The 24,717-nt window shown below is 61.6% G+C and carries 17 protein-coding genes and 1 pseudogene; 12 read left to right on the forward strand and 6 right to left on the reverse strand.

The genetic code is table 11. The annotated features are described in order from the left end of the window. The first annotated feature begins 1 nt into the window (after position 1). The 3 genes from AC1Q80_RS15910 to AC1Q80_RS15920 all read left to right on the forward strand — a co-directional run bounded on the left by AC1Q80_RS15910 (position 2) and on the right by AC1Q80_RS15920 (position 3,425). Complete coding sequence (locus AC1Q80_RS15910; protein WP_492361056.1) at positions 2–1,024, forward strand: ABC transporter permease; 1,023 nt, start codon at positions 2–4, stop codon at positions 1,022–1,024. Between the two features lie 32 nt (positions 1,025–1,056). Continuing rightward, on the forward strand, positions 1,057–2,100 hold the full coding sequence (locus tag AC1Q80_RS15915) for a substrate-binding domain-containing protein (RefSeq protein ID WP_209789531.1): 1,044 nt from the start codon (positions 1,057–1,059) through the stop codon (positions 2,098–2,100). 71 nt (positions 2,101–2,171) lie between these two features. Further along, positions 2,172–3,425 (forward strand): LVIVD repeat-containing protein, encoded by a 1,254-nt coding sequence (locus AC1Q80_RS15920; protein ID WP_492361057.1) that lies wholly within the window; start codon positions 2,172–2,174, stop codon positions 3,423–3,425. Positions 3,426–3,487: 62 nt separating this feature from the next. Here the strand turns inward: AC1Q80_RS15920 and urtE are convergent, their stop codons facing one another. The 5 genes from urtE to urtA form a co-directional block, all read right to left on the reverse strand. Further along, positions 3,488–4,183, reverse strand: coding sequence for an urea ABC transporter ATP-binding subunit UrtE (gene urtE / locus AC1Q80_RS15925; RefSeq protein ID WP_173421774.1), 696 nt, complete (start codon positions 4,181–4,183; stop codon positions 3,488–3,490). Positions 4,184–4,223: 40 nt separating this feature from the next. Beyond that, entirely contained in the window at positions 4,224–4,988 is a 765-nt protein-coding gene (gene urtD, locus AC1Q80_RS15930) for an urea ABC transporter ATP-binding protein UrtD (protein ID WP_492361058.1), read from the reverse strand. Positions 4,989–4,993: 5 nt separating this feature from the next. Then, positions 4,994–6,157, reverse strand: coding sequence for an urea ABC transporter permease subunit UrtC (gene urtC / locus AC1Q80_RS15935; RefSeq protein ID WP_492361059.1), 1,164 nt, complete (start codon positions 6,155–6,157; stop codon positions 4,994–4,996). After that, positions 6,154–7,770, reverse strand: coding sequence for an urea ABC transporter permease subunit UrtB (gene urtB / locus AC1Q80_RS15940; protein WP_492361086.1), 1,617 nt, complete (start codon positions 7,768–7,770; stop codon positions 6,154–6,156). Before urtB ends, urtC begins: the two co-directional genes overlap by 4 nt. A gap of 175 nt (positions 7,771–7,945) precedes the next feature. Continuing rightward, complete coding sequence (gene urtA, locus AC1Q80_RS15945) at positions 7,946–9,238, reverse strand: urea ABC transporter substrate-binding protein (protein ID WP_173421771.1); 1,293 nt, start codon at positions 9,236–9,238, stop codon at positions 7,946–7,948. A 279-nt stretch (positions 9,239–9,517) separates the two neighbouring features. Here urtA and AC1Q80_RS15950 point away from each other — a divergent pair, with 279 nt between their 5' ends. The 8 genes from AC1Q80_RS15950 to AC1Q80_RS15985 all read left to right on the forward strand — a co-directional run bounded on the left by AC1Q80_RS15950 (position 9,518) and on the right by AC1Q80_RS15985 (position 21,571). Beyond that, positions 9,518–9,949, forward strand: a complete 432-nt coding sequence (locus tag AC1Q80_RS15950) for an OsmC family protein (RefSeq protein ID WP_173421770.1) — start codon at positions 9,518–9,520, stop codon at positions 9,947–9,949. 113 nt (positions 9,950–10,062) lie between these two features. Next, positions 10,063–13,449, forward strand: a complete 3,387-nt coding sequence (locus AC1Q80_RS15955) for a hybrid sensor histidine kinase/response regulator (protein WP_492361060.1) — start codon at positions 10,063–10,065, stop codon at positions 13,447–13,449. Next, positions 13,442–14,362: a response regulator gene (locus AC1Q80_RS15960; RefSeq protein ID WP_209789524.1), complete on the forward strand. Its 921-nt coding sequence runs from the start codon at positions 13,442–13,444 to the stop codon at positions 14,360–14,362. The genes AC1Q80_RS15955 and AC1Q80_RS15960 overlap by 8 nt, the downstream gene beginning before the upstream one ends. Positions 14,363–14,833: 471 nt before the next feature. Then, positions 14,834–15,595 carry a GGDEF domain-containing protein gene (locus tag AC1Q80_RS15965; protein ID WP_492361061.1) on the forward strand — a complete coding sequence of 254 codons (762 nt, stop codon included), beginning with the start codon at positions 14,834–14,836 and terminating at the stop codon, positions 15,593–15,595. Positions 15,596–15,961: 366 nt separating this feature from the next. Further along, entirely contained in the window at positions 15,962–17,407 is a 1,446-nt protein-coding gene (locus AC1Q80_RS15970; RefSeq protein ID WP_492361062.1) for a TolC family outer membrane protein, read from the forward strand. A 33-nt stretch (positions 17,408–17,440) separates the two neighbouring features. Further along, a complete protein-coding gene (locus AC1Q80_RS15975; RefSeq protein ID WP_492361063.1) occupies positions 17,441–19,618 on the forward strand; it encodes a type I secretion system permease/ATPase in 2,178 nt (725 codons plus the stop codon). A gap of 60 nt (positions 19,619–19,678) precedes the next feature. Further along, complete coding sequence (locus tag AC1Q80_RS15980) at positions 19,679–20,959, forward strand: HlyD family type I secretion periplasmic adaptor subunit (protein ID WP_492361064.1); 1,281 nt, start codon at positions 19,679–19,681, stop codon at positions 20,957–20,959. 3 nt (positions 20,960–20,962) lie between these two features. Next, positions 20,963–21,571, forward strand: a complete 609-nt coding sequence (locus tag AC1Q80_RS15985; RefSeq protein WP_492361065.1) for a ribbon-helix-helix domain-containing protein — start codon at positions 20,963–20,965, stop codon at positions 21,569–21,571. A 99-nt stretch (positions 21,572–21,670) separates the two neighbouring features. On the opposite strand, the gene AC1Q80_RS15990 is transcribed toward AC1Q80_RS15985, so the two are convergent. Further along, positions 21,671–22,486, reverse strand: coding sequence for a transglutaminase-like cysteine peptidase (locus AC1Q80_RS15990; protein WP_492361066.1), 816 nt, complete (start codon positions 22,484–22,486; stop codon positions 21,671–21,673). A 626-nt stretch (positions 22,487–23,112) separates the two neighbouring features. Between AC1Q80_RS15990 and AC1Q80_RS15995 the strand changes: the two are divergent. Next, positions 23,113–24,717: pseudogene (locus AC1Q80_RS15995) on the forward strand (hypothetical protein); the annotation flags it as partial.

The following is a 24,717-nucleotide window of genomic DNA, read 5'->3' on the forward strand; positions in this document are numbered from 1 at the left end:
GATGACGATCATCAACAGCGAAAACCAAAGCCCGCTCAGCGAGCGTATCAGCGCCGCCATCCGCGCCAGCGCCGTGTTCATCTTGCTCATCGTCATGGTCACCGGCTTCGCGCTCGCGCAGCCCGCCTATATCAACGTCACCAACCTGATGAGCATCCTGCAGGCGGTTTCCGTTGTCGCCATCCTCGGCGCCGGCGTGACGATCACGCTTGCCGTCGGCGGCTTCGACCTGTCGATCGGCGCGGTTGCCGCATCGAGTGTCATGGCCGCCAGCTATTCGATGATCGTCTGGGGCCTCGGCGTCTACGAGACCGTGCCGCTGGTCCTGCTGTTCGGCGCGCTCGTTGGCCTCGTCAACGCCTTCCTGATCGTGCGCCTGCGCGTGCCCGATCTCCTGGCGACGCTGGCGATGATGTTTCTCCTGACAGGCCTGCAACTGATCCCGACGGCCGGGCGCTCGATCTCCGCCGGGCTGATCCTGCCCGACGGCTCGACGGCAGCGGGCGCCTACGATCCGGCATTCCTGCTGATCGGACGCTCTAGCGTCTTCGGCGTCGTGCCCGCCCCCGTCGTCATCATGGCGCTTGTCGCCATCGTCCTCTTCGTGCTGACCGAGCGCACCCGCCTCGGCCGCCTGTTGTTTGCGACCGGCGGCAACGAGCTTGCAACCCGGCTCGCCGGTGCCTCGGTGCCTCGGCTGAAGACGCTGGCCTATGTGCTTTCGGGCACGCTCGCCTCGCTCGGCGGCATCATTGTCGCGGCCCGAGTCGGCCGTGGAGATGTTTCATCAGGCGCCTCGTTGCTGATGGATTCGGTGGCCGCCGCGCTGATCGGCTTTGCCGTCCTCGGCCTGCGCCGTCCCAACGTCTTCGGCACCATTGTCGGCGCCGTCTTCGTCGGGCTCCTGCTCAACGGCCTGACGATGCTGAACGCCCCCTATTACACCCAGGACTTCGTCAAGGGTGCCGTGCTCGTCGGCGCACTTGCGCTCACCTATGGCCTTGGCCGCAGCCAGGCGCGCTGACACCCCTTTCAAACAGTGTGAGGATATTGACCATGAAGCATTTGACGCGAACCCTTCTCGGCGGCCTCTTCGCCGCCACGCTGATGACGAGTCCCGCCTTTTCGGCTGGTATCGATGGCGCGCCAGCACCGTTCGACAAGGGCGATGTCGACATCGCCGTCGTCAGTTTCCTTGGCGGCGGCGACTGGCTGCAGGCCTTCGAGGCTGGCGTCAAGCGCCAGGCGGACGCGCTGCACGTCAACCTGACGGTCTCGCAGGCGCGCAACGACAACGACACACAGCGCAGCCTGATCGAGCAGGCGATCAACCTCGGCGTCGATGGCATCATCATCAACAATGGTCGCCCGGAAGTGCTGAAGGACGTGGCGCAAAAGGCGCTCGACGCCGGCATCAAGGTCGTCGCCTATGACGTCAACCTCGACAATCCCCAGATCCCGCAGATCGAGCAGAGCGACAAGGATATGGCCCGACTGGTGCTGGAGCAGGCCGTCAAGGACAAAGGTGACGGCTTCGTCGGCGGCGCCGTCTATGTTGCCGGCTTCGCGCCGCTCGACCGTCGCTACGCGGTCTGGAAAGACTTCGTCGCCAAGCACAACCTGACGGAAAAGGCCACCTGGGGCGTCGTCAACGACACGGTTCCGGCTTCCGTCGCCGACCAGACGAAGGCCGTGCTGACCGCAAACCCGGATATTTCCGTCATTTTCACCCCCTGGGACGAGTTCGCCAAGGGCGTGAAGCTCGCGATCGACGAACTGGGTGTTGCCAGCAAGGTGAAGATCTACGGCGTCGACATCTCGACCGCAGATATCCAGCTGATGAACGAGCCCGACAGCGCCTGGCAGGCAACGGCTGCCACCAACGCCGCCGTCGTCGGCGAAGTCTCGGTGCGCGCCGTTTCGCTTGCGATTGCCGGCCAGTTCCCCGGGACCTCGGTGCTACTGCAGCCGACCCTTGTCACCCGTGACGATCTTGCCAAGGGCGAGATCAAGACGATCGAGGACCTGCAGGAGAAATTCCCGGCCTTCCGCAAGAGCGATGCGGCGACCGCCGAGTGGATCCCCTCAGCCACCAACTGATCACGCCTGACAGTGAGGCGCCGCGCCCATCCGCGCGGCGCTTTTTTCCAAAGACTGAGACAGGAAAGACCATGAGCAGCATCGACCTTCCCACGCCCGATTTCACAAACAACATGAAACTGATCGGCCATTCGCCGATCGGCGGGCGCGGCGACGGTCTGCAACTGATGGTGCATCGGGGCTTTGCCTATGTCGCCCATCCCTGGTCGCAAGGGTTTTCGATCGTCGACGTGCGCGACCCGAAAAAGCCGGGTGCGGTCACCTACGTGCCGGCACCGGCCAACACCTGGAACATCCACCTGCAGACCCATGATGACCTGCTGCTGGTCATCAATGCACTCGACCTGTTCGCCGATGTCGAGACCTTCGCCGACGAAAAGACCTACTACACCAAGTCCGTCGGCGACACGGTCGCGGGCAGCGGCCGCAAGCGCGCCTGGAGCGCCGGTATGTCGGTCTTCGACATTTCCGTTCCCGACCGCCCGCGCAAGATCGGCGAACTCACGATCGATGGCGTCGGCTTCCATCGCCTCTGGTATGTCGGCGGCCGCTACGCCTATGCCTCGGCGCTGTTCGACGGCTTTACCGACTACATCTTCGTCACCATCGACATGGCAGATCCGACCCGGCCTGAAATTGTCGGCCGCTGGTGGCTGCCGGGCATGAACAAGGCAGCCGGAGAAGTGTCCACGGCCCCGGATGGCAAGCGCTACGCGCTGCACCATGCGCTGGTTTCGGGCGACACGGCCTATGCCTGCTGGCGTGACGGCGGCCTGACCCTCCTCGACATCAAGGACCACGCCAACCCGAAGCTGATCGCCCACCGCAACTGGTCGCCACCTTTCGGTGGCGGAACGCACTCGCCGTTGCCGCTGCCGGGCCGCGACCTGCTCGTCGTTGCCGACGAGGCTGTGCTCGATCACGAAGAAGACGGCCGCAAGCACACCTGGATCTTCGATATCCGCGAACCCACGAACCCTGTCAGCATCTCGACGTTCCCAATCCCCGCGGAGGCCGACTACGTCGCCAAGGGCGGACATTTCGGCCCGCACAACCTGCACGAAAACCGCCCGGGCTCCTTCATCTCGGAAACGCTGATTTTCGCCACATGGCAGAATGCCGGCATCCGCGCCTTCGACATCACCGACCCCTACCGCCCGCGCGAGACGGGAGCGCTGGTTCCGGCCGGACCGACCGAAATGACCGACCGGCGCGCGGGCCGCCCGCGCGTCATCCAGTCCGCCGACGTCTTCGTCGATGCCGCCGGAATCATCTATGCCACCGACTACAATGCCGGGCTCGCGATCATCGAATATGGCGGCTAAGGCATTCCCAGAATACGTGCGAAACGATTTTCCATCAGGAGATGGGCCAGAGAGCGTTTCCGCTAGACCGTGAGGTGGCGCCGGGCCTCGACTGTGTCCAGCGTCTCCGGCGGCCCAGCATGCACCACGGCGCCGCGGTCCATGATGTAGACATGGTCCGCCAGTTCGCGGCAGAAATCGAGATACTGCTCGACCAGCAGGATCGCCATGCCCGTCGAATCCCGGAGATAGCGGATCGCCCGACCGATATCCTTGATGATCGATGGCTGGATCCCCTCGGTCGGCTCGTCGAGCACCAGGATGCGCGGACGGGTGACGAGCGCCCGGCCGATCGCCAGTTGCTGCTGCTGACCGCCCGACAGATCGCCGCCGCGCCGCCCCAGCATCGAGCGGAGCACGGGGAACAGGTTGAAGACGTCCTCCGGGATCGAACGGTCCGCGCGCTTCACCGGCGCATAACCGGTTTCCAGGTTTTCCTTGACGGTCAGCAGCGGAAAGATCTCGCGGCCCTGCGGCACGTAACCGATGCCCTCCTTGGCACGGCGATAGGGCGCCATACCGCCGAGCGCCACCCCATTGAAGGCGATCGCCCCGGCGCTGACCGGATGTTGTCCGGTGATGGCCCGAAGCAAGCTCGACTTGCCGACGCCGTTGCGACCGAGAACGCAGGTGATCTTGCCCATAGGCGCCTCGATCGAGACGTTGCGCAGCGCCTGTGCGGCACCATAGTGGAGATTGACGTTTTCGACGCTCAGCATGGAGGCGTCCTTTCCCTTCGCGCTTATCGTGGAGCCGCGGTCAGCGGCCGAGATAGTTTTCGATTACCTTCGGATCGCTGCTGACGAAATCGATCGAACCTTCTGCGAGCACCGAGCCTTCGGCGAGGCATGTGACCTTGACGCCAAGCTCGCGGATGAAGCCCATGTCGTGCTCGACGACGACGACCGAGCGGGTCCTGGCGATTTCCTTCAGCAGGATCGCCGTTTCGGCTGTCTCGGCATCGGTCATTCCGGCCACGGGCTCATCGACCAAAAGCAGTTCCGGCTCCTGCGCCAGGAGCATGCCGATCTCCAGCCATTGCTTCTGTCCATGTGACAGGTTGGAGGCAAGATCGTCGCGGCGCGCAGTGAGCCGAACGGTCGACAGGATCTCCTCGATCCTCGCCTTGTCGTCCGCCGTCAGGCGATAGAAAAGCGTCGGAAAGACGCCGCGACGGCGATTGAGCGCCAGTTCCAGATTGTCCCAGATGGTGTGGCTCTCAAACACCGTCGGCTTCTGGAACTTGCGGCCGATGCCGAGATTGGCAATCTCGGCTTCGTCCCGTTGGGTGAGGTCGATATCGCCCTTGAAGAAGACTTGCCCCTCATCCGGCCGCGTCTTGCCGGTGATGATGTCCATCATCGTCGTCTTGCCGGCACCGTTCGGGCCGATGATGGCACGCAGTTCGCCCGGCTCGATCACGAAGGAGAGCGAATTCAGCGCCTTGAAGCCGTCGAAGGAGACGGAGACACCGTCGAGATAGAGGAGGCTTTTCGGCTTTGTCTGATTGATCGTCTGGTTCATCGCAATCACTCCGCTGCCATCGGTTCTGCGACGAGGTTGTCGCGCGCTTTGTCGGCATCGGCCGCCCGGCGGTGCTCCTTTCGACGGGCGAGATAGGCGCTCACCGTGCCGACCACGCCCTTCGGCAGGAAGAGCGTGACGAAGACAAAGAGTCCGCCGAGCGCAAACAGCCAGAACTCCGGAAAGGCGGCGGTGAAGATGCTCTTGCCGCCATTGACGAGGATCGCGCCGACGATCGGGCCGATCAGCGTGCCGCGCCCGCCGACCGCCGTCCAGATGACGACCTCGATGGAGTTGCCGGGCTCGAATTCGCCGGGATTGATGATGCCGACCTGCGGCACGTAGAGCGCGCCGGCAATGCCCGCCATCATCGCCGAGACGGTGAAGGCAAAGAGCTTGATATGCTCGACGCGGTAGCCGAGGAAACGCGTGCGGCTTTCCGCGTCGCGTACGGCGACCAGCACCTTGCCGTATTTCGAGCGAACGATCGCCGTCGTCAGCACCAGACACAAGGCGAGTGTCACGGCCGATGCGGCAAAAAGGGCTGCCCGCGTGCCTTGGGCCTGGATGTTGAAGCCAAGAATATCCTTGAAGTCGGTCAGGCCGTTGTTGCCGCCAAAACCCATGTCGTTGCGGAAGAAGGCAAGCAGCAGCGCATAGGTCATCGCCTGGGTGATGATCGAAAGATAGACGCCGTTGACCCGCGAGCGGAAGGCAAACCAGCCGAAAACGAAGGCGAGCAGCCCGGGCACGAGCACCACCATCAAGGCCGCAAACCAGAACATGTCGAAGCCCTGCCAGAACCACGGCAGTTCCTTCCAGTTGAGGAACACCATGAAGTCCGGCAGCAACGGATTGCCATAGGAGCCGCGCGCGCCAATCTGGCGCATCAGATACATGCCCATGGCGTAGCCGCCGAGCGCGAAGAAGGCGGCATGGCCAAGCGAGAGGATGCCGCAGAAGCCCCAAACGAGATCGAGCGCCAGCGCCAGAAGCGCATAGGTCAGGTACTTGCCGAACAGCGACACCAGATAGGTCGGCACGTGCAGCGGATGATCCGGCGCCGTCAACAGGTTGAGCGCCGGAATGGCGACGGCAAGACCAAGCAGGATCGCCACGACGGTGACGATGCTGCGGTCGAGCGACCTGAGCAGAAACGAGGTGATCATGCGTCCACCGCCCTTCCCTTGAGTGCGAAGAGGCCGCGCGGCTTCTTCTGGATGAAGAGGATGATGAGCACGAGCACGAGGATCTTGCCGAGGACGGCACCGGCATAGGGCTCAAGGAACTTGTTGAGGATGCCGAGCGAAAACGCGCCGACCAGCGTGCCCCAGAGATTACCGACGCCGCCGAAGACCACGACCATGAAGCTGTCGATGATATAGCCCTGGCCGAGATTGGGCGAGACATTGTCGATCTGCGACAGCGCCACGCCGGCCATGCCGGCGATGCCGGAGCCGAGCGCAAAAGTCAGGGCATCGACCAGGGGGGTGCGAATACCCATGGATGATGCCATGCGGCGGTTTTGGGTGACGGCCCGCATCCTGAGGCCCATCGACGTTCTTTTCAGGAGGAACAGCAATGCGGCAAAGACAGCCAGCGCGAAGACGATGATCCAGAGCCGGTTCCAGGTGATTGTCAGACCGCCGAGTTCGAAGGCACCGGCCATCCAGGAGGGGTTGCCGACCTCGCGGTTGGTCGGCCCGAAGATTGACCGGACCGCCTGCTGCAGGATCAGCGAGATCCCCCAGGTGGCCAGCAGCGTTTCGAGCGGCCGCCCATAAAGAAAGCGGATGACGCTGCGCTCGATGGCAAGGCCGATGATCCCGGTGACGAGAAAGGCGAGCGGCAAGGCAATCGTGAGCGACCAGTCGAAGAGTTCAGGATAGGACGTGCGGATGACGTCCTGGACCAGGAACGTCGTATAGGCGCCGAGCATCACCATCTCGCCATGCGCCATGTTGATGATGCCCATCACGCCGAAGGTGATGGCAAGGCCGATCGCCGCCAAGAGCAGCACGGAGCCGAGCGACAGGCCGTACCAGACATTCTGTCCGGCGTTCCAGAAGACCTGCGCCTGCTCGATGCGCTGCAAGGCTGCTTCGATATCCGGCTTCAGGCTGGCATCCGCCGATGAAAGTGCCGAGGTCAGCACGCCCAATGCCTCGCGACCGCCGCTTTCGGCCAGCGTCTTGATCGCTGCGCGCTTGTCGTCGTCGGAACGGTCGGAGATAAGCAGCGTCACGGCGCGCGCCTCGTCGAGGCTCTTGCGCACCGCTCCGTCCTTCTCAGTGGCAAGCGCCTTGTCGATCGCCTCTAGCGCGTCGGCGTTCGGGGTCTGGCGCATGGACTGCGCCGCCTTCAACCTTGCGCCCGCATCCGTGCTGAAAAGCGTCAGACCGCCGAGCGCGCTTCGAACAGCGCGGCGGACTGAATTGTTGACCTTGATCTTCTGCAACTCGCCTTTCGGCACTTCACCGGCTTGCGCGCCATCGACTGGATCGACGAGAACAAAACTGCCGCCCTTCTCCGTGGCGAGGTACACGCTGCCATCGGTTTTTCGTGCATAGAGATTGCCCTCGCCGAGCGCCTCGAGAACCGGGATGACCCGCGGATCGCCGCTCTTGGCAAGCGCTTCAATGCGATCGTCGAGCTCGGAGAGCTTTGCTGTCCCGAGCGCGTTGACCAAGGCTGAGAGATCGTCTGCCGCGCGCAACCCGGTCACGTGGGCTGAAACCAGCAGACAAAGGGTGATCAACAGGGTTTGCAGAATGCGATACATCGCCCTCTCGCTTGGGTCTCGCTTGCCCGCGGCAAGCGCCGCAATGGCGGCGTGGGATTTCAAGGTCCCTTCGCCCGACGGGAGCGTCGGGCGAAGGGTCTGCCCGCCTATGGATTGGTCATGCAAAGGTTATCCGGGCAGCAGCGCCACCCGGCAATATCCCTAGGTGATGAAATCAGGAGCCCTTGCCGCCGCACTTACCGGTGGCGACGTTGAAGTTGCCGCAGGACATCGGCGCGCGCCAATCGGCGATCAGGTCCTTGGAATCGGGCAGATAATCCGACCATTCGTCGCCGACCACGAGGCCGGGCGTTTCCCAGACCGTCTCGAACTGGCCGTCGCTCTGGATTTCACCGATCAGCACCGGCTTGGTGATGTGATGGTTCGGCATCATCGTCGAGTAGCCGCCGGAGAGATTGGGCACGGAAACGCCGATCATCGCATCAAGCACCGCGTCGGTGTCGGTCGTTCCGGCCTTTTCGACCGCCTTCAGCCACATGTTGAAGCCGATGTAATGAGCTTCCATCGGGTCGTTGGTGACGCGCTTGTCGTTCTTTGTGTAGGCCTTCCAGGTCTTGATGAACTCGGCATTGGCAGGGGTGTCGACCGACTGGAAGTAGTTCCAGGCGGCGAGATGACCGACGAGCGGTTTCGTATCGAGGCCGGCAAGTTCCTCTTCGCCGACGGAGAAGGCGACAACCGGGATGTCCTCGGCCTTCACACCCTGGTTTGCCAGTTCCTTGTAGAACGGCACGTTGGCGTCGCCGTTGATGGTCGAGACGACGGCCGTCTTCTTGCCGGCGGACCCGAACTTCTTGATGTCTGAAACGATCGTCTGCCAGTCGGAATGACCGAACGGCGTGTAGTTGATCATGATGTCTTCGGGCTTCACGCCCTTGGAAATCAGATAGGCTTCGAGGATCTTGTTGGTCGTGCGCGGATAGACGTAGTCGGTGCCAGCCAGAACCCAGCGTTCGACGCTTTCGTTTTCCATCAGGTAATCGACGGCCGGGACAGCCTGCTGGTTCGGTGCGGCACCCGTGTAGAAGACGTTGCGCTGGCTTTCCTCACCCTCGTACTGCACGGGGTAGAAGAGGATCGAATTCAGCTCCTCGAAAACAGGCAGGACGGATTTGCGCGACACCGACGTCCAGCAGCCGAAGACAGCCGAAACCTTGTCAACGGAAACGAGTTCACGTGCCTTTTCGGCAAAGAGCGGCCAGTCCGAAGCCGGATCGACGACAACAGCTTCAAGCTTCTTGCCGAGCAGGCCGCCTTTCTTGTTCTGCTCGTCGATGAGCATGAGCATGGCGTCCTTGAGCGTCGTCTCGGAGATCGCCATGGTGCCCGACAGCGAATGCAGAATGCCGACCTTGATCGTGTCGTCGGCGGCAAAGGCGCCGTTGAATGCCGTCGTCGACAGGATCGTTGCCAGGAATGCGCCGGTGACGCGTGCCTTGATATTCATCTGATTGAACCCCTCTCGTTCTGATCGCCGCAACGAGGCTTCGTTCCTTTTAACCGTTGCTTGAGGGATCATCCGCCAGTCCTGCTGCACTGCACATACGTCATTCTACGTAGGTCGAGGGGGCAAAGCGGAAGCAGCGGACCGGCCACGCGCAGCTGGCGGCGCTGCGTTGGCGCTGAAATCCCCACACCGGTCTGGCCGCAACATGATGTTTACGGCTATTAAAAGCGTTCGACGGTCACACGGCCGCGACGAGCATCACAACACAGGTGAAAGACCATGAAAGCACGCATCAAATGGGTTGAAGAGCGGACATTCGTCGGCGAATCGGGCAGCGGTCACAAGATCGTGCTGGGAACGGCATCCGGTCCGGAGGGGCGCACGCCTGGCCCAAGCCCGATGGAACTGATGCTGATCGGCGCCGGCGGCTGCTCGGCCTACGACGTGGTTCATATCCTTGAAAAGGGTCGCGAGCCGGTCGAGGATTGCTCCGTGGAACTCGACGCCGACCGCGCCGAAGAGGACCCGAAAGTCTTTACCCGCATCCATATGCATTTCGTGGTGAAAGGCCGCGGCCTTTCGGAAAAGAAGGTCGAGCGTGCCGTTGCCCTCTCGCTGGAAAAATACTGCTCGGCATCGGCCATGCTCGCCAAGTCCGCGACGATCACACATGATTTTGTCGTCGTCGACACATCAGCTGTGACCGCCTGAGCCATTGACACTTGCTTTCGCCCTCTCCGCATTGCATAAATTTCACGCATAGACTTTTTGTGCCGTGAAAATAGGCATTAACCTGCCGGCAATGCGAGAGATGACGAGGCAACATGGCGGCACGCCAGCGCATCATTCCCGTTCGACGTGAATACAATCGCTGGGTCGCCGACCAGACGCTGGAAGACTATGCGCTGCGCTTCACCGCCAAGAGTGCGCGGCGCTTCTCCTCCGAGCGCATTTCTCAGACGGCGATCGGCGCGATCTCGTTTCTGGCGCTCGAAGCCATCGGCGGCGCGATCACCATGTCCTACGGCACGACCAACGCCATCGTCGCCATCCTGATCGCCAGTCTGATGATCCTGACGGTCGGCCTGCCGATCAGCCGCTACGCCATCCGCCACGGCGTCGATATCGACCTTCTGACCCGGGGCGCCAGCTTCGGCTATATCGGCTCGACGCTGACCTCGCTGATCTATGCCAGCTTCACCTTCATCCTGTTCGCGATCGAAGCCTCGATCATGTCGGGCGCGCTTGAACTGGCGCTCGGCATCCCACTTTGGGTCGGCTACATCGTCAGCGCCGTCGTCGTCATTCCGCTCGTCACCCATGGCGTCCGCCTCATCAGCAAGTTCCAGCTGATCACGCAACCTTTCTGGATCGTGCTCAATATCCTGCCCTTCGTCTTCATCGCTTTTGCCGATTGGGAGAAGGTCGGCATCTGGCTCGCCTATGCCGGCATCCACCACGCGTCCGGACCGCCGGGCACGCTGGCCCCCTTCGACCTGATCGAGTTTGGCGCAGCCTCCGCGGTGATCTTCGCGCTGATGGCGCAGATCGGCGAGCAAGTCGACTTTCTGCGCTTTCTGCCACCGGACGGGCAGCGCAAGCTGCATCACCGCGTTGCCATCTTCCTGGCAGGCTCCGGCTGGGTACTGGTTGGCGCGCCGAAACTGCTGGCCGGCTCTTTTCTCGTCGTGCTGGCGCTTTCCTCCGGTGTCCCATCGACGCGGGCAGCGGACCCGGCGCAGATGTACTACACCGCCTTCGGCTACATGATCCCGTCGGAGACGGCCTCCCTGCTCCTGATGGTTGCCTTCGTCGTCGTCTCCCAGTTGAAGATCAACGTGATGAACGCCTATGCGGGGTCGCTTGCCTGGTCCAATTTCTTCTCGCGCCTCACCCATAGCCACCCCGGCCGCGTGGTCTGGCTGGTATTCAATGTCGCGATCGCCCTGCTGCTGATGGAACTCGGCATTTATCGGCTGCTCGAAGAGACGCTCGGCGTCTTCTCGATCGTGGCCATGGCATGGCTCTGCACCATCTCCGCCGATCTCTTCGTCAACAAGCCGCTCGGTCTTTCTCCGCCGGGCATCGAATTCAAGCGCGCCCATCTCTACGACATCAACCCTGTGGGCCTCGGCGCCATGGCACTTTCGGCAACGATCGCGCTGACGGCACATTTCGGCGCCTTCGGCGCCATCGCCGCTTCGCTTGCGCCTTACATCGCCCTGATCGTTGCCTTCGTCGCCTCGCCATTGATCGCCTGGGCGACCGGCGGCAAATACTATCTCGCCCGTAAGCCGAGAAAGAGCTGGGCTTTAAAGAGCGAGATTACGTGCTCGATCTGCGAACATCCTTTCGAGCCGGAAGACATGGCCTGGTGCCCGGCCTATGCCGCGCCGATCTGCTCGCTCTGCTGCTCGCTCGACAGCCGCTGCCATGACATGTGCAAGCCGAAAGCCCGCTTCAACGCGCAGGTGGCAACGGTCGCGCACGCCCTTCTGCCGGAAGCCATAACGGCGAAGCTGACGACGCGGCTCGGCCGCTACGCCATTTCGGCGGTGCTCTCGATCGCCGGCATCGGCATGATCCTGGCGATGATCGCGCATCAGACCGGCAACGCCTCGCCGGAGACGGCAACCGTCGTCGAGCGCACCGTCGCGGTCGTCTTCTTCGTTTTTGCCGTGCTCGCCGGCATCGTCTGCTGGTTCTATGTGCTCGCCCATGACAGCCGCGTCGTTGCCGAGGAGGAATCGTCGCGGCAGAACACGCTGCTGCTGAAAGAAATCGCCGCGCACAAGAAGACCGACGCCGCCCTGCAGCAGGCAAAAGAGACCGCCGAGGCGGCCAATCGCGCCAAGAGCCGCTATGTCGTCGGCCTCAGCCATGAACTGCGCACGCCGCTCAACGCCGTACTCGGCTACGCGCAGGTGCTTGAGCGCGACGCAACGATCCCTCCGGCGCGACAAGGCGCCATCAAGGTGATCAAGCGCAGCGCCGACCATCTCTCCGGTCTCATCGACGGGCTTCTCGACATCTCCAAGATCGAGGCGGGCAAACTGCAGGTCTATTCCAACGAGATCAACATTCACGACTTCCTCGATCAGGTCGTCGAGATGTTCCGCCCGCAGGCGCAGGCGAAAGGAGTAGCGTTCGAACACCGGCGTGCCTCCAGCCTGCCGCGCTACGTGAAGACAGACGAAAAGCGTGTGCGGCAGATCCTCGTCAACCTGCTTTCGAACGCCTTGAAGTTTACCGAGCGGGGCGAGATCCGGTTCGATATCGACTATCGCAGCCAGGTTGCGACATTTACCATCAGCGACAGCGGCCGGGGCATAACCGAGAGGGATCTGCCACGCATCTTCGACCCCTTCCAGCGCGGCGAGGCGGAGCATCTCGGCAGCATGCCAGGTCTCGGCCTGGGGCTGACCATCACCCGGCTGCTGACGCAGACGCTCGGCGGCGAAATATCGGTCGCCAGCGAACCGACCAAGGGCACCACTTTCAAGGTCCGACTGATGCTTTCCGCCGTCGACCGGCCGGCCCCGCTTGTCGCGGTGCGCCGGATCACATCCTATCTCGGCGTACGGCGCACGATCATGGTGATCGACGATAACGCCGACCACCGCGACCTGATGCGCGAAATTCTGACACCGATGGACTTCACCGTGCTGACGGCCGACAGCGGCAAGCAATGCCTCGCCATGCTCGAAGCCCTCACCCCGGATATCTTCCTCGTCGATATCTCCATGCCCGAAATGAGCGGCTGGGACCTCGTTGACAGATTGCGGCGCGACGGCCAGGTGGCGCCGATCATCATGCTGTCCGCCAACATCGGCGACGGGTCGACCACCGGCGCCTTTGTCGGCCACATTGATACACTCGCCAAACCCTTTGGCGTCGGACAACTCGCAGACAAACTCGCCGTGCAACTCGGCCTCACCTGGATCCATGAGGGCGAAGCACCCGAAGAACCCGTTGCCGCATGCGCGGATGCGATGGCACTGCCTGGTCTGCACCATGTGGAGGAACTGATCCGGCTCGGCGAGATCGGCTATGTCAGAGGTATCGAGGCCAAGCTTGCCGAGATCGGCGTCGAACCGGAACATCAGCTCTTCGTCAAGACTGCCCGCGCCTATGTCCAGGCCTTCGACCTCTCCGGTTATGATACCTTCCTGAAGGAAAAAGCGACGATTGGAGCCAGCACCCGTGGTTGAGACTTATGATCGTCGCGACATCGTCCTGCTGGTGGATGATTCTCCCGAAGCGCTCGGCTTTCTGACCGAGGCATTGGAACAGTCTGGTTTTTCCGTGCTGATCGCCACCTCCGGCAATGCCGCCTTGTCGATCGCCGACCGGATCACCCCCGATGTCATTCTCCTGGATGCGGTCATGCCCGGCATGGACGGGTTCGAGACCTGCCTGAGACTGAAAGCCAACACCTCCGTTGGCCAGACGCCGGTCTTGTTCATGACGGGGCTCACGGAGACCGAGCATGTCGTCCATGCGCTCGAAGCCGGTGGCGTCGACTATCTGACGAAACCGATCAACATCGATGAACTGAGGGCGCGAATCCGCGTTCACCTCTCCAATGCCCGGTCAGCGCAAAGCGCCCGCGTCGCGCTCGATGCCGCAGGACGCCATCTGCTTGCCGTTCGAGCGGACGGCGGTGTCCGCTGGTCGACGCCGCAGGCAGCGCGCCTCGTCAATGCCGCAACCGGCAGCGACGAGGGTCTCACGACGGTCGCCCGCCGGATCGCCGCTTGGATGGAAAACACAGAGGCCGGCGGCAAGCGGGAGAACAGTTTTACGCTCGACGATCCCGGGCAATCCGGACTGCAGATCTCGTTTCTCGGTGCGATCGGCGCCAACGAGTACCTGTTCAGGCTGACGGCCGAAAGCCGACGCAGCGACGACGAGATGCTGCGCCAGCATTTCGCCCTGACCCAACGCGAGTCCGAGGTGCTGCTTTGGATTGCCAAGGGGAAATCCAACCGCGATATCGGCGAGATCCTCGGCTTGAGCTCACGCACGGTGACCAAGCATCTCGAGCAGATCTATGTGAAACTGGGTGTCGAAAACCGCGCCTCGGCCGCGGTCAAGGCGACACAGGTCCTGCACGGGATTTAGCCGATCAACCCCGCCTTCACCCCCGTGACTATACCGGTTGGCGCCGGCGTCCATGCCGTGATGACGGCGACGTCCCCTGCGATAGCGAACGAATGCCCATCTTCATGGTTCGGCACGACGCTGCGGGCGCTTCTTCATGCTGCGGATCGGTTGCCGGATTTGTCTCGGCGGTCCTGATCTGGGCATTTGATGTATCAGACGCGGAACCTTGCGCTAACCGTCTGCATTTGACTTCACGGACCGAGTAGATAGCGTCACATTGTTCGGGACGGGAGACAGGACGAACAGAATTTTCTGGGCGGCCACCGTGAATTGACATGCGCCACACGAACATTCAGGCAGCCAATATGCCGTTTTGGTGCATTACCTTGTGCATTCTGGGCTGTGGGTAAAGTTGTAGATAGTTAGGAAAGGGAATATCCATAAAACCGCACTAGACCGATCATTGTCAGTGAATCGGGAGCTGGATGTATGCAGAGAGATGTACCCTTCAAAGGGCAGAGGGACTGGCGGATCGCGCGATATGTCCTCGGCGGCATCGTTGGCTTCGCCATCCTCGCCCAGGTCCTGGTGTATTTCAGCCTGGTTGCACTCGTCGATCGCCCCTATGCGGCGGCCGTTGTGGGTGCGGCTTTGATCTCGCTGTTGATGGGTGTGCCGCTGATCGTCATCGCGGCCACGCAGTTTCGCCGGGCCCAGCGCCTCCGCAACCAGATCAACCACGTCGCTGCACATGACACGACGACCGGCTGCGTTACCGGCCGCGGGCTCGTCCAGTATGTCAATGGCCTTGAGCGGCGGCGCCAACGCTCTGTCGGGGAGCTTCAAGGGGCTCTCATCCATCTGCGGATCAACAACCTCGACGATGTTGGCGCCGCCTTCGGCCCGGAATGGAGCGAGGAACTGCTGCAATTCGTCGCCTCGACCATCAGCACCTCGGTGCGGCGCGATGATATCGTCGCGCGAACCGGCCCGGCGAGTTTCGACGTCCTGTTGGTCGGTGCGACCGAAACGGATGCCGAGCAGGTTTGCGCTCGCCTGACGACAACGCTGACATCGTCGCATTTCTCTGCCGATGGCCGCAAGGTCGATCTCGCGCTCAGCGTCGGCGGTGCGTTGTTCGAGGGGAGTGTCGATCTGGAACGTTTGCGCCGCGCCGCAGCGTCGGAAAGCGTCGCGGTTGCGGCCGGAGCGTCTGAGAGCGTGGGTTTCGTCCGCCTGCCGTCGGCCTGAGTCGATGCGGCCGGTGGCGCCGCATCAGTCCTGGCCCACGATCGTCCCTGTCGGCCGCTGAAGTGAAACTGCCGCATTCGCGTCGGCGTTGAAATGTGGACAATACCCCAGCCGATCCGAACAGGCTCATGTCCTGGATCAAGTGCGCGCCCTTCGTTTTATTTCAATAAGTTAAGAGACCCACCAGCAATGGGAGGGCTGTTCCATTTTTGCAACATAATCGTGCAAAAAATTGTCGCGGTTTGGAACGACCCAAATTTGGTGAGCGCGTTTTATTACCGCTGTATTATCTAGCGGTAGGTTTCTGCAGTTTAAGCGTCCTTCTGGATTTGCTGGCGTGACGAACTGATTACGAGGGGGGTAGTATTGAACGTGGGGAAAACCTTTAAAAGCGGATTGTTTTCCATTCTGCTCGCTTCAACCGTGTTCGCGGGGAGTGCCGCCGAAGCGATGACGCTCAGGGAAGCGCTTCAAATCGCAATGGAATCGAACCCTGAAATCGGGCAGTCGATGGAGAACCGCGAGGCGATCGAGTTCGAACTGCGCCAAGCCCGCGGCCTCTATCTGCCGAGCGTAGATTTGGAGGCTTCGACGGGCGCGCGCCATCTCGAGGACAATGGGCGCCGGCTCGCTTCCATCGAAAACGACGCGCTCTATCCTTCCGATGTTGGTTTGACCGTCACGCAGAAACTGTTCGATGGCGGCGCCCGGCGGGCAGAGGTGGAGCGGCAGGCTGCACGCGTCGATAGCGCCTCCTTCCGCGTCCTGGAACGTTCCGAAACGGTCGGCTTGCAGATCGTGCGCGAGTATTTCGAGTATATTCTCCAGCAGCAGATCGTGGCGGAGGCTCGCAAAAATGTCGGCGTGCATCAGCAGATCCTGTCGGATATCAGCTCGCTGATATCGGGCGGCACTTTGACCGATGCCGATCGCCAGCAAGCAAATGAGCGGCTACTCAACGCACAGGCTCGCCTACAGGAAGCGGAAGAAGCGCTAGACACCGTCAAGATCAGCTTCAATCGCCTGGTAGGTCAGCCGCTGACCAAGCCGTCCATGCCCAAGTCGGTTGCCGGTGTCCTGCCCAACACACTGGAGACGGCGATCGGGATCGCGCGCACGAACAATCCGCGCATCAAGGCCGCTGACGCCGACATCAGTGTCGCCGATTCGCAGGTCAAGGCCGCGCGCTCGACCATGCTTCCCGAAGTCTTTGCCGAAGGGCGCGTGCGCACCGGCAACGACATAGACGGCTCGACCGGCAATACCTGGGACGCACAGGCGCGGATCGTCGCGAAGTGGAATCTATACCGTGGCGGCATCGACATCGCCAACGAACAGGAACAGATGCGTCGATCGAGCGAACAGCGGCTGGTGTTTCACCAGGCGCATCGTGACGTCGAGGAAGCAGTCCGCATTTCCTGGGAGCGCCGCACGAGCCAGTACGACATTGCGCGCACGCTGAATTCACAGGCTCAGATGAACGTGCAACTCGTCGAGTCCTACCGCGAGCAGCTCAAGGTCGGCCAGCGTTCGCTGCTCGACGTGCTGAGCGCGCAGAACGCGCGCTTCAACGTCAGCATCCTGGCGAAGACCTCGCAGTACGCAGCTTTGTTTGCCGAATATCGCCTGCTTGCCGCGACCGGACAACTTTTGTCCACGATGCAGATCAAGGCACCGGCTCAATCCGAAGCCTACGCGCGCAACGAGTTCAATGTTCCAGCCACGCCAGCTACGGAAACCTATCGCCGTGTCCCGTCGCGCCAGACAAACGACTTGCCGCTCGACTTGTTGGCGCCGATCCGGCAGAAATAATAGTCCTCGTGAGGGCGGGCACAACCGGTGGTGATGCAAGGTATCGACAGGCATGCGCAGATTGGCCCGACCCTGACCGGCTTTTCCGAGGCGTTCAAGGAGATTTGCATCTTCTTGAACCGCCCCTCGTCAGACAGTGTGCTCTATTCCGACGTCCCTTTCGACGCACGGTCGCCGAGCGCTGAAGACGTTTCTCGCCTGGCCGAACGGGTGGGCCTGGAGACGGAACTCGTCTCGAAGCGCGCGCTCGCCAATCGCGATTTCGTGTTCCCGCTGCTGCTCATCTTTCGCGATGGCAGCGCCAGGGCGTTGTTGGAAGAGGCTCTGGACGGCACTCTCAGCCTTTCAAACAGGGTGGGCAGGCCCGACGAACCGGCGATCAAGTTGTCTGATCTCCAACTTGGCGGGCTCTCCTATGCCGTGTCGTTCTCGGCCACCTATTTGAATGCGGCGGCCGGCCGCGGCGTGGGCGAGGCGCGTAACATCGACCGCCGGCACTGGTTGACGTCGACGATCAAGCCCTTCTGGCAAGCCTATGTGCAGGTAGCGATCGCGGCATTCTTCATCAACGTCCTGGCGCTCGCCGCACCGCTCTTCACGATGAACGTCTACGATCGCATCCTACCGAACAAGGCGATCGCGACGCTCTGGGTTCTGGCATTGGGCATCAGCGCGGCAATCGTCTTCGACTTCCTGTTGAAGACTGTACGCGCGGCGCTGATCGACTACGCCGGCCGCAAGGCCGATCTGAAACTCTCCTACATGCTGTTCGAAAAGATCCTGCATGCAACAATGGCCTCGCGGCCGCCGTCCACCGGCGAATATGCCAATCGGGCGATGCAGTACGAATTCGTGCGCGAGTTTTTCACCTCGAATACGCTCAGCACGATCATCGACAGTCTTTTCGTTTTCGTCTTCATCGCGGCCATCTATGCGGTCGCAGGCTGGATCGCGATCGTTCCGACGATCGCTTTTATCTTGAGCCTCCTGATCGGCTACGTCGCGCAGCATAGGATCGGCCGCCGCGTCGCTGCGGCTTCGAACGAGTCCGCCCAGCGCCAGGCACTCCTGGTCGAGACGATCAGCGCGATCGAGACCGTGAAGACGCTGCAATCGGAAAAGCAGCTCCTCCGCCGCTGGAACGAACTGGCCAAGCATTCCTCGAACACGTCCGAGCAGATCAAGGAAATTTCCTCCTGGGCGTCGCACGCGACGCAGTTCGTGCAGCAATTGGTTACGGTCTGTATTGTCGTGGCCGGCGCCTATGAGTTCACGGAGGGAAATATCTCCTCCGGCGCGATCATCGCCGCGAGCATGTTGGCCGGCCGCGCCGTCGCGCCACTCGGCCAGATTGCCATGACACTGGCGCGACTGCGCCAGGCGCTTCTGTCGCTGCGGATCTTGAATGCGGTGATGGAGCAGCCGGAGGACCGACCCGATACGATCGGCTTCGTCAATCGCGAGATCCGCAACGGCAGCATTACCTTCGTCAATCTGGAGTTCGCCTATCCCGGCAACGACCACAAAGTGGTCAGCGGCATGAATGTGGCGATCAAGGCGGGCGAGCGGGTCGGCATCATCGGCCGCATCGGGTCCGGAAAAACGACGATCGGCCGCCTCCTGGGCGGTCTCTATCCGCCCAGCGCCGGACGTATCCTGCTCGATGGCGTCGATATCCGGCAACTGCACACGGCCGTCGTTCGCTCGGCGGTCTCGTTCGTGTCGCAGAATTCCGACCTGTTTTCCGGCACCATCAAGGAAAACCTCCTGATGGCGAATCCGACCGCGAGCGATGAAGAAGTGGTCGCGGCAGCGCGGCTTGCCGGGGTCGACGAATTCGTTTCCTATCATCCGCTCGGCTACGACATGCCCGTGGGTGAGCGCGGTTCGCAGCTTTCCGGCGGGCAGCGCCAGGCGGTTGCCATCGCCCGGCTGCTGTTGCGAAAGCCGAAGATCGTTTTCCTTGATGAACCCTCCGGAGCGATGGACCTCGCCAGCGAGCGCGAGCTGATCAACAAGCTCTCCAATGTTTTCAGCAGCGATGTCACGCTCTTGATCTCGACGCACCGCCACAGCATGCTGAGCCTCGTCGATCGGCTACTGGTCCTTGACCGCGGGCGCGTCGTTGCCGATGGTCCGAAGGCAGAAGTCATCGAGCAATTGCAAAGGCGGCCTGGTCCTTCCGGCCCACCGGCGGGAGCTGGTCTATGATGCACGTCACCTGCAACAGCGCGAGACAAAACCGGCCGACAAGTGGCGGAAGGTGCCAGCATGACTGAGAAACCGCCGCTTGCCGCACGCGCGGGGCTGCTTGTCATAGGTTTGCTGATAAGTTCCTTTGTCGCCTGGGCGGCGATCGCCGAGGTGGATGAGATCGCCCGAGGAGAAGGCAAGGTCATCCCGGTCTCAAAGACGCAGATCATCCAGTCGAGTGAACCCGGCATCGTGCGCGAGATCGCGGTGCAGCCCGGACAGGTCGTTCGCCGCGGCGATCTGATCCTGCGGCTTGACGATACTGCGAGCGGCTCCTCGCTTGGCGAGCTCGAGGCAAAGGCGCGATCGTTGCGTGCGCAAATCGCGCGGCTGGAGCTAGAGGAGACCGGCGCCTATGACGCAAAATACGAATGTCCCGAGGAAATCACCAAGGTAGCGCCGGCCATATGCGCCAACGAGGAACAACTGCTTAAAGCCAAAGCCGGGAATTTCAACAACAAGCTGTCGGTCATGCAGGCACGTGAAGGCCAGCGCCAGAAGGAACTGGCCGAAGCACAGGCGAATATCAACCGACTTGCCGAGAGCTTGCAGGTAACGGAGCGCGAGCAGGAACTGCTCGCGCCGATGGTCAAGCGCAAGCTCGTCGCGCAGACCGAGTCGCTCAGGGTTGAGAAGGAGCTGACCGATACCCGGGGTCAGCTCGCCCTCTGGAAGGAGTCGGTCGGAAAGCTGGAGGAGGCAGTCAGGGAAGCAACCCTGCAAGTGTCGGAGCTTTCGCTGCAACTGAAGCAGGAAGCCCTGGCGGAGAAAACCGAGGCGCTTTCACAACTTTCCGTAATCGACGAAACCATCCGCGGTGCCAGCAGCCGGGTCGCCAACACCGACATTCGTTCGCCGGTCGACGGCATCATCAATACGCTGGATGTCAACACGGTCGGCGCCTATGTGACGCCCGGCGGCGTGATTGCAGGCGTCGTCCCAACGTCGGAGGTTTTGCTGGTCGAGGCGCGGCTTTCTCCGCGGGATGTTGCCTTCGTGCGCGCCGGCCAGCCGGCGCTGATCAAGATATCGGCCTATGATTTCTCGATTTACGGCGGCCTCGGCGGTGTCGTCGAGACCGTCAGCGCGGACAGCCTGGTCGATCAGAACACCGGCGAAACCTACTATCTCGTACGCGTCAAGACCGACACGGCCGCGCTCATGAAGGATGGCCGCGAATATGCCATCATGCCCGGCATGATTGCATCGGTGGACATCATGACGGGCAAGAAGACGATCCTTGCGTATCTGATGAAACCGATCAACAAGGCGCGTGAGGAAGCTCTGCGGGAGCGTTGACAGATGAACGAGACGCCGCCTCCCCCGTCCGAAAAGGACTTGAGCGCGCTGCGGTTTCGCGTCGTCAACGCCGGCGGACAGCGCCACGGAATCAAGCTCGAGGAAATCTATTGGCAGAGTCTTGGCGAGCTTGCCGCGCGGCATGGTCGCAAGCTAGCCGATATCGTTGCCGCCTGCGAAAAAGAACTTGAGGGCGCCGGCAACCTGACGGCGCGGCTGCGCTATATCGCCACCCGTCACCTGCGCGACGAGCTTTCGTCGGCCAGGGCGCGCAGCAATCTGGCTGTTGTCACCAGCCAGGTCCGTGCAAGCCCGTCGCCAGCCTTTGCGCTTACTGGCAACAAGCATATCATTGCCTACAACCCCGCATTTCTCTCTTTCGTCCAGTCCCGCCTCTTCGGCGCGCAGCAACCTCAGGCAGCCCGGGGCTTAAAGCTCTCCTTCGATGTTCAGTTTGTCGATCTCGTCAGCCGCCTGAAATCGGCTCCGGGCGAGCCGCAAACGGCCGGCTTCACCATAGGAGTACAGGGTCAGGTTACGCGGGGTAAGCTCAACGCCGCCCTCGCCTCGCTCTCCGATCAGGACGTGATCATCGGCTTTATTCTGACCTGATGACGCGGGACCATCGCCGCCGCAGCGCATGTTGAGACGAGAACGGCGATTTCGAGCGGCCACCCGTGGGGCGAAAGGTTCAGCGTTTATCGATGAGATTCAGCGAAGCGCAATACCCTCGCCGGGCATGACGTCGAGCATTGGCGCCGTCGACGCGACCTTGTCGCCGGTCGACTTGACACCATGGATCCAGGAGCGGTCGGCGCTGACCGAAAAGAGCGGCTGGTAGTTGGGCAGCGCGCTGTCGAGTTTCACCTCGTCGCTCAGATTGTCGAGGATGAAGTGACCCTGGCTGGTCGTGATCGCCAGCACGGCATGATAGAAATTGCGTTTGACATCCCGCAGGACGACAATCGCCATGGCTTCCGACGGAAGGCCGGCCGCTTTCAGGGCGGCCATTTTCAGGATCGCGTAGTCTTCACAATCCCCCTTGCCACGGCCGAGAATTTCGTCCGGGGTCGCCCAATAATCCTTGGAGCCGTAGTTTTCGGCGTCCGGCTGATAGCGAACGAGCCGGTTGACGGTCCGGTTGATGCCGCTGATCTTTTGGCGGAAGGCAAGATCTTCGGCGTTTTCGATCGCCTTGCCGAGGATGTCGCGGGCGGCACAACCGCTCTGTTGTGCGCAGTGGCTGAAATCAGCCGCGGCAACCGTCGGAAAGACGGTCTTCCATTTGCGAGCGACAGGGATCGAAGAGACGCGGAAGGCGACGGAATGAAAGACCGCCGTGGGCTCCGACCGCGCCGGTGCTTGGCTGCCAATGTTGGCTCGCGTCGTCATCGCCACGTTCTGGGCCTGTTGGCGCTTGAGCCCTTCGGACGCCTGGCTCGACAAGGCGCCGATGACCTGCGTGGCCACGGCAGCCAGCGGGCTTGCAAGGCTCATCATATGCTGAACGAGAGCGGGCTGGGGCATGCCGCCTTGTCCGGCCTGCACGGGCGATGTTGCAAAAAGTGACACCAGGCCTATCGCAACCGCCGAAGTCTTCAGATATTTCGCGCAGTGGTTCCAGCTGTTCTTGTTCATCACCGTGCCTCTCGTTGCATGAAGGCACTCTACGGATGAAAAGAAAAACTCCGGTAAAGCGGCATGAATTACACAGTATGTCCCACAGCAATACATATTTCATAAAATTTTATTCAAATTTTATACTTGCGTATTGCTTTGGGGCACTGTCAGGTTTCGCCGAACTGCGGCGTTCGTCCACATGAGGCGTTGCAACAGCCGGCACCAGGTCGCTTGCAGCTTGCTTGGTGCAAATGCTTTCATTGAGGATGCAGTCCGTGACAGCCATGTTCGGCCGATTGCGTTAGTTCCGGCACTGCTCCGTCGGGACGGCACCACTTGTTTGATCGAAGTCTGGCGCGCCGTCCGGGCACTCGTTTCGCACCCATGACCAGAATTGTTAAGATTGAGTCAATCTAACCAATTTTGGGTATTAGCATAACATATTATGCTGTTTCTCGATAACTCCTCCGACATCGATTGCGACCGAACAAGGTTGGTGTTTTCTTGCCCGCAAAGGTCGAGGGGTATTTGTCATGGCAACCGAAGGCACCGCAATTTCGAACGAAGCCGCCGCAACGCCGGCTGAGGCAATCGAGAATCACGAAGCATCAGATGGCAAGGTTGGGCGTTTGGTGGCGCAGGCCGGTGCTGGCACGGCGGAAGAGCCGCAGCTCCTGGACCCGGCAACCGGCGCTCCGGTGAAGGGTGCTGAGGCCCCCTCCCTGACGCTGCCGATGCCGGTGACGATCAGCGCTGATGCTTCGAATATCGTGCACCTGCCTGCAGGCGCATCGATCGAAAAGATCAAGGTCGTCGGCGCGGATATCGTTTTGGAACAGCCTGATGGCTCCACGATCACAGTGCAGAACGCCGCATTGAAGGTTCCGACTTTCGTGATTGGAGACGCCGAAATCCCACGCGAAACTCTCGTGGCGGTGCTCGGAGAAAACGGCATCAACGTCGCCGCCGGCCCGGATGGCAGCATCAGCGTCGTATCGAACCAGAGCAGCGGCGGTGACTTCTCCGACGCAAATGGCGACATTGGCCAGGCCGGCCCGGTTATCGACCTGCTGGCGCCCACCGCGCTGCAGTTTCCTGCGCTTGAGGCGACCGAGCTTCTGCCCTTCGCAGCCGACCTGAATGACAACCCCTCGATCATTCCTGATTCCAGCAGCGATCCAAGCGGCATTTTCGTGAGCGACAGGCAGATCGATGAGGCCGGCCTCGCCGGGGGATCGCGTGCCGGTGACGGCAGCGCGTCTGTCAGCGGCGTCTTTACCATTTCCGATCCGAATGGCCTCGGCGACATCGCCAGCCTGACCATCAACGGTCAGACTTTCGCAATTGGTGGTCTCGTCGGCCAGAGCGTTATTGGCCAGTTTGGTACATTGACCATCACCGCCTACGATCCGGTGACCGGCGTGGCACAATACACCTTCGATCTGGTGAGCCCCGTCCCCAGTTCAGGCATTATTCCCGGCACGAATATCGAGCAGGACCGCGACATCTTCAACCTGACGGTCACCGATGGTGATGGTGCGACCGGCACGGCCACACTGCGCATCGATGTTGTCGACGACGTGCCGGTGATCGGGATCACCGATCCGGAATCGCCACAGGTTGCCGAAGGCCAGACGCTTTCCGGCAACTGGACGCTTTCGGCCGGCGCCGACGGCGTCAGCACCGTGGACGTGAAGGTCGGCGACACCACGAAGACGCTGGCACTGACGGCCGGTCAATCCGTGGCCTTCACGCTTGCCGAAGGCACGCTGACGGTCAATGCCGACAAGACCTGGTCGTTTGCTGCCAACAGCAACCTCAACAATGCCGGCGGCACCAACGTCACCTTCTCGCTGTCGGCCAAGGATGGCGACAACGACACCACCAGCGACAGCCAGACGATCACTATCACCGATGGCGCAGGCCCGACGGTCGATCCGCTTGCGGCCAGTGCATCGCTGACACTCGACGACCAGAACCTCGCCGACGGCTCGACGCCGGCGGGAGCGGACACGAGCAGCGGCACGATCGGCTTTGCGGCCGGTTCGGATGCGATCGCCACGATCGTATTCGGCAACACCTCGACCCTCACCGGTGCCCTGACCTGGGAACGGGTCTCCGACACCCAGATCGTCGGC

Source organism: Ensifer sp. GW823-FHT05D09 (assembly GCF_058795755.1).

What these genes read in the sequence shown, in the direction of transcription:
- AC1Q80_RS15950 (WP_173421770.1), top strand. Translation starts at nt 9,518, where the DNA reads ATGAAAGCACGCATCAAATGGGTTGAAGAGCGGACATTCGTCGGCGAA.
- urtA (WP_173421771.1), bottom strand. Translation starts at nt 9,238, where the DNA reads ATGAATATCAAGGCACGCGTCACCGGCGCATTCCTGGCAACGATCCTG.
- AC1Q80_RS15915 (WP_209789531.1), top strand. Translation starts at nt 1,057, where the DNA reads ATGAAGCATTTGACGCGAACCCTTCTCGGCGGCCTCTTCGCCGCCACG.
- AC1Q80_RS15990 (WP_492361066.1), bottom strand. Translation starts at nt 22,486, where the DNA reads ATGCCCCAGCCCGCTCTCGTTCAGCATATGATGAGCCTTGCAAGCCCG.
- urtD (WP_492361058.1), bottom strand. Translation starts at nt 4,988, where the DNA reads ATGAACCAGACGATCAATCAGACAAAGCCGAAAAGCCTCCTCTATCTC.
- AC1Q80_RS15920 (WP_492361057.1), top strand. Translation starts at nt 2,172, where the DNA reads ATGAGCAGCATCGACCTTCCCACGCCCGATTTCACAAACAACATGAAA.
- AC1Q80_RS15985 (WP_492361065.1), top strand. Translation starts at nt 20,963, where the DNA reads ATGAACGAGACGCCGCCTCCCCCGTCCGAAAAGGACTTGAGCGCGCTG.
- AC1Q80_RS15980 (WP_492361064.1), top strand. Translation starts at nt 19,679, where the DNA reads ATGACTGAGAAACCGCCGCTTGCCGCACGCGCGGGGCTGCTTGTCATA.
- AC1Q80_RS15910 (WP_492361056.1), top strand. Translation starts at nt 2, where the DNA reads ATGACGATCATCAACAGCGAAAACCAAAGCCCGCTCAGCGAGCGTATC.
- AC1Q80_RS15975 (WP_492361063.1), top strand. Translation starts at nt 17,441, where the DNA reads ATGCAAGGTATCGACAGGCATGCGCAGATTGGCCCGACCCTGACCGGC.
- AC1Q80_RS15965 (WP_492361061.1), top strand. Translation starts at nt 14,834, where the DNA reads ATGCAGAGAGATGTACCCTTCAAAGGGCAGAGGGACTGGCGGATCGCG.
- urtE (WP_173421774.1), bottom strand. Translation starts at nt 4,183, where the DNA reads ATGCTGAGCGTCGAAAACGTCAATCTCCACTATGGTGCCGCACAGGCG.
- urtB (WP_492361086.1), bottom strand. Translation starts at nt 7,770, where the DNA reads ATGTATCGCATTCTGCAAACCCTGTTGATCACCCTTTGTCTGCTGGTT.
- AC1Q80_RS15955 (WP_492361060.1), top strand. Translation starts at nt 10,063, where the DNA reads ATGGCGGCACGCCAGCGCATCATTCCCGTTCGACGTGAATACAATCGC.
- urtC (WP_492361059.1), bottom strand. Translation starts at nt 6,157, where the DNA reads ATGATCACCTCGTTTCTGCTCAGGTCGCTCGACCGCAGCATCGTCACC.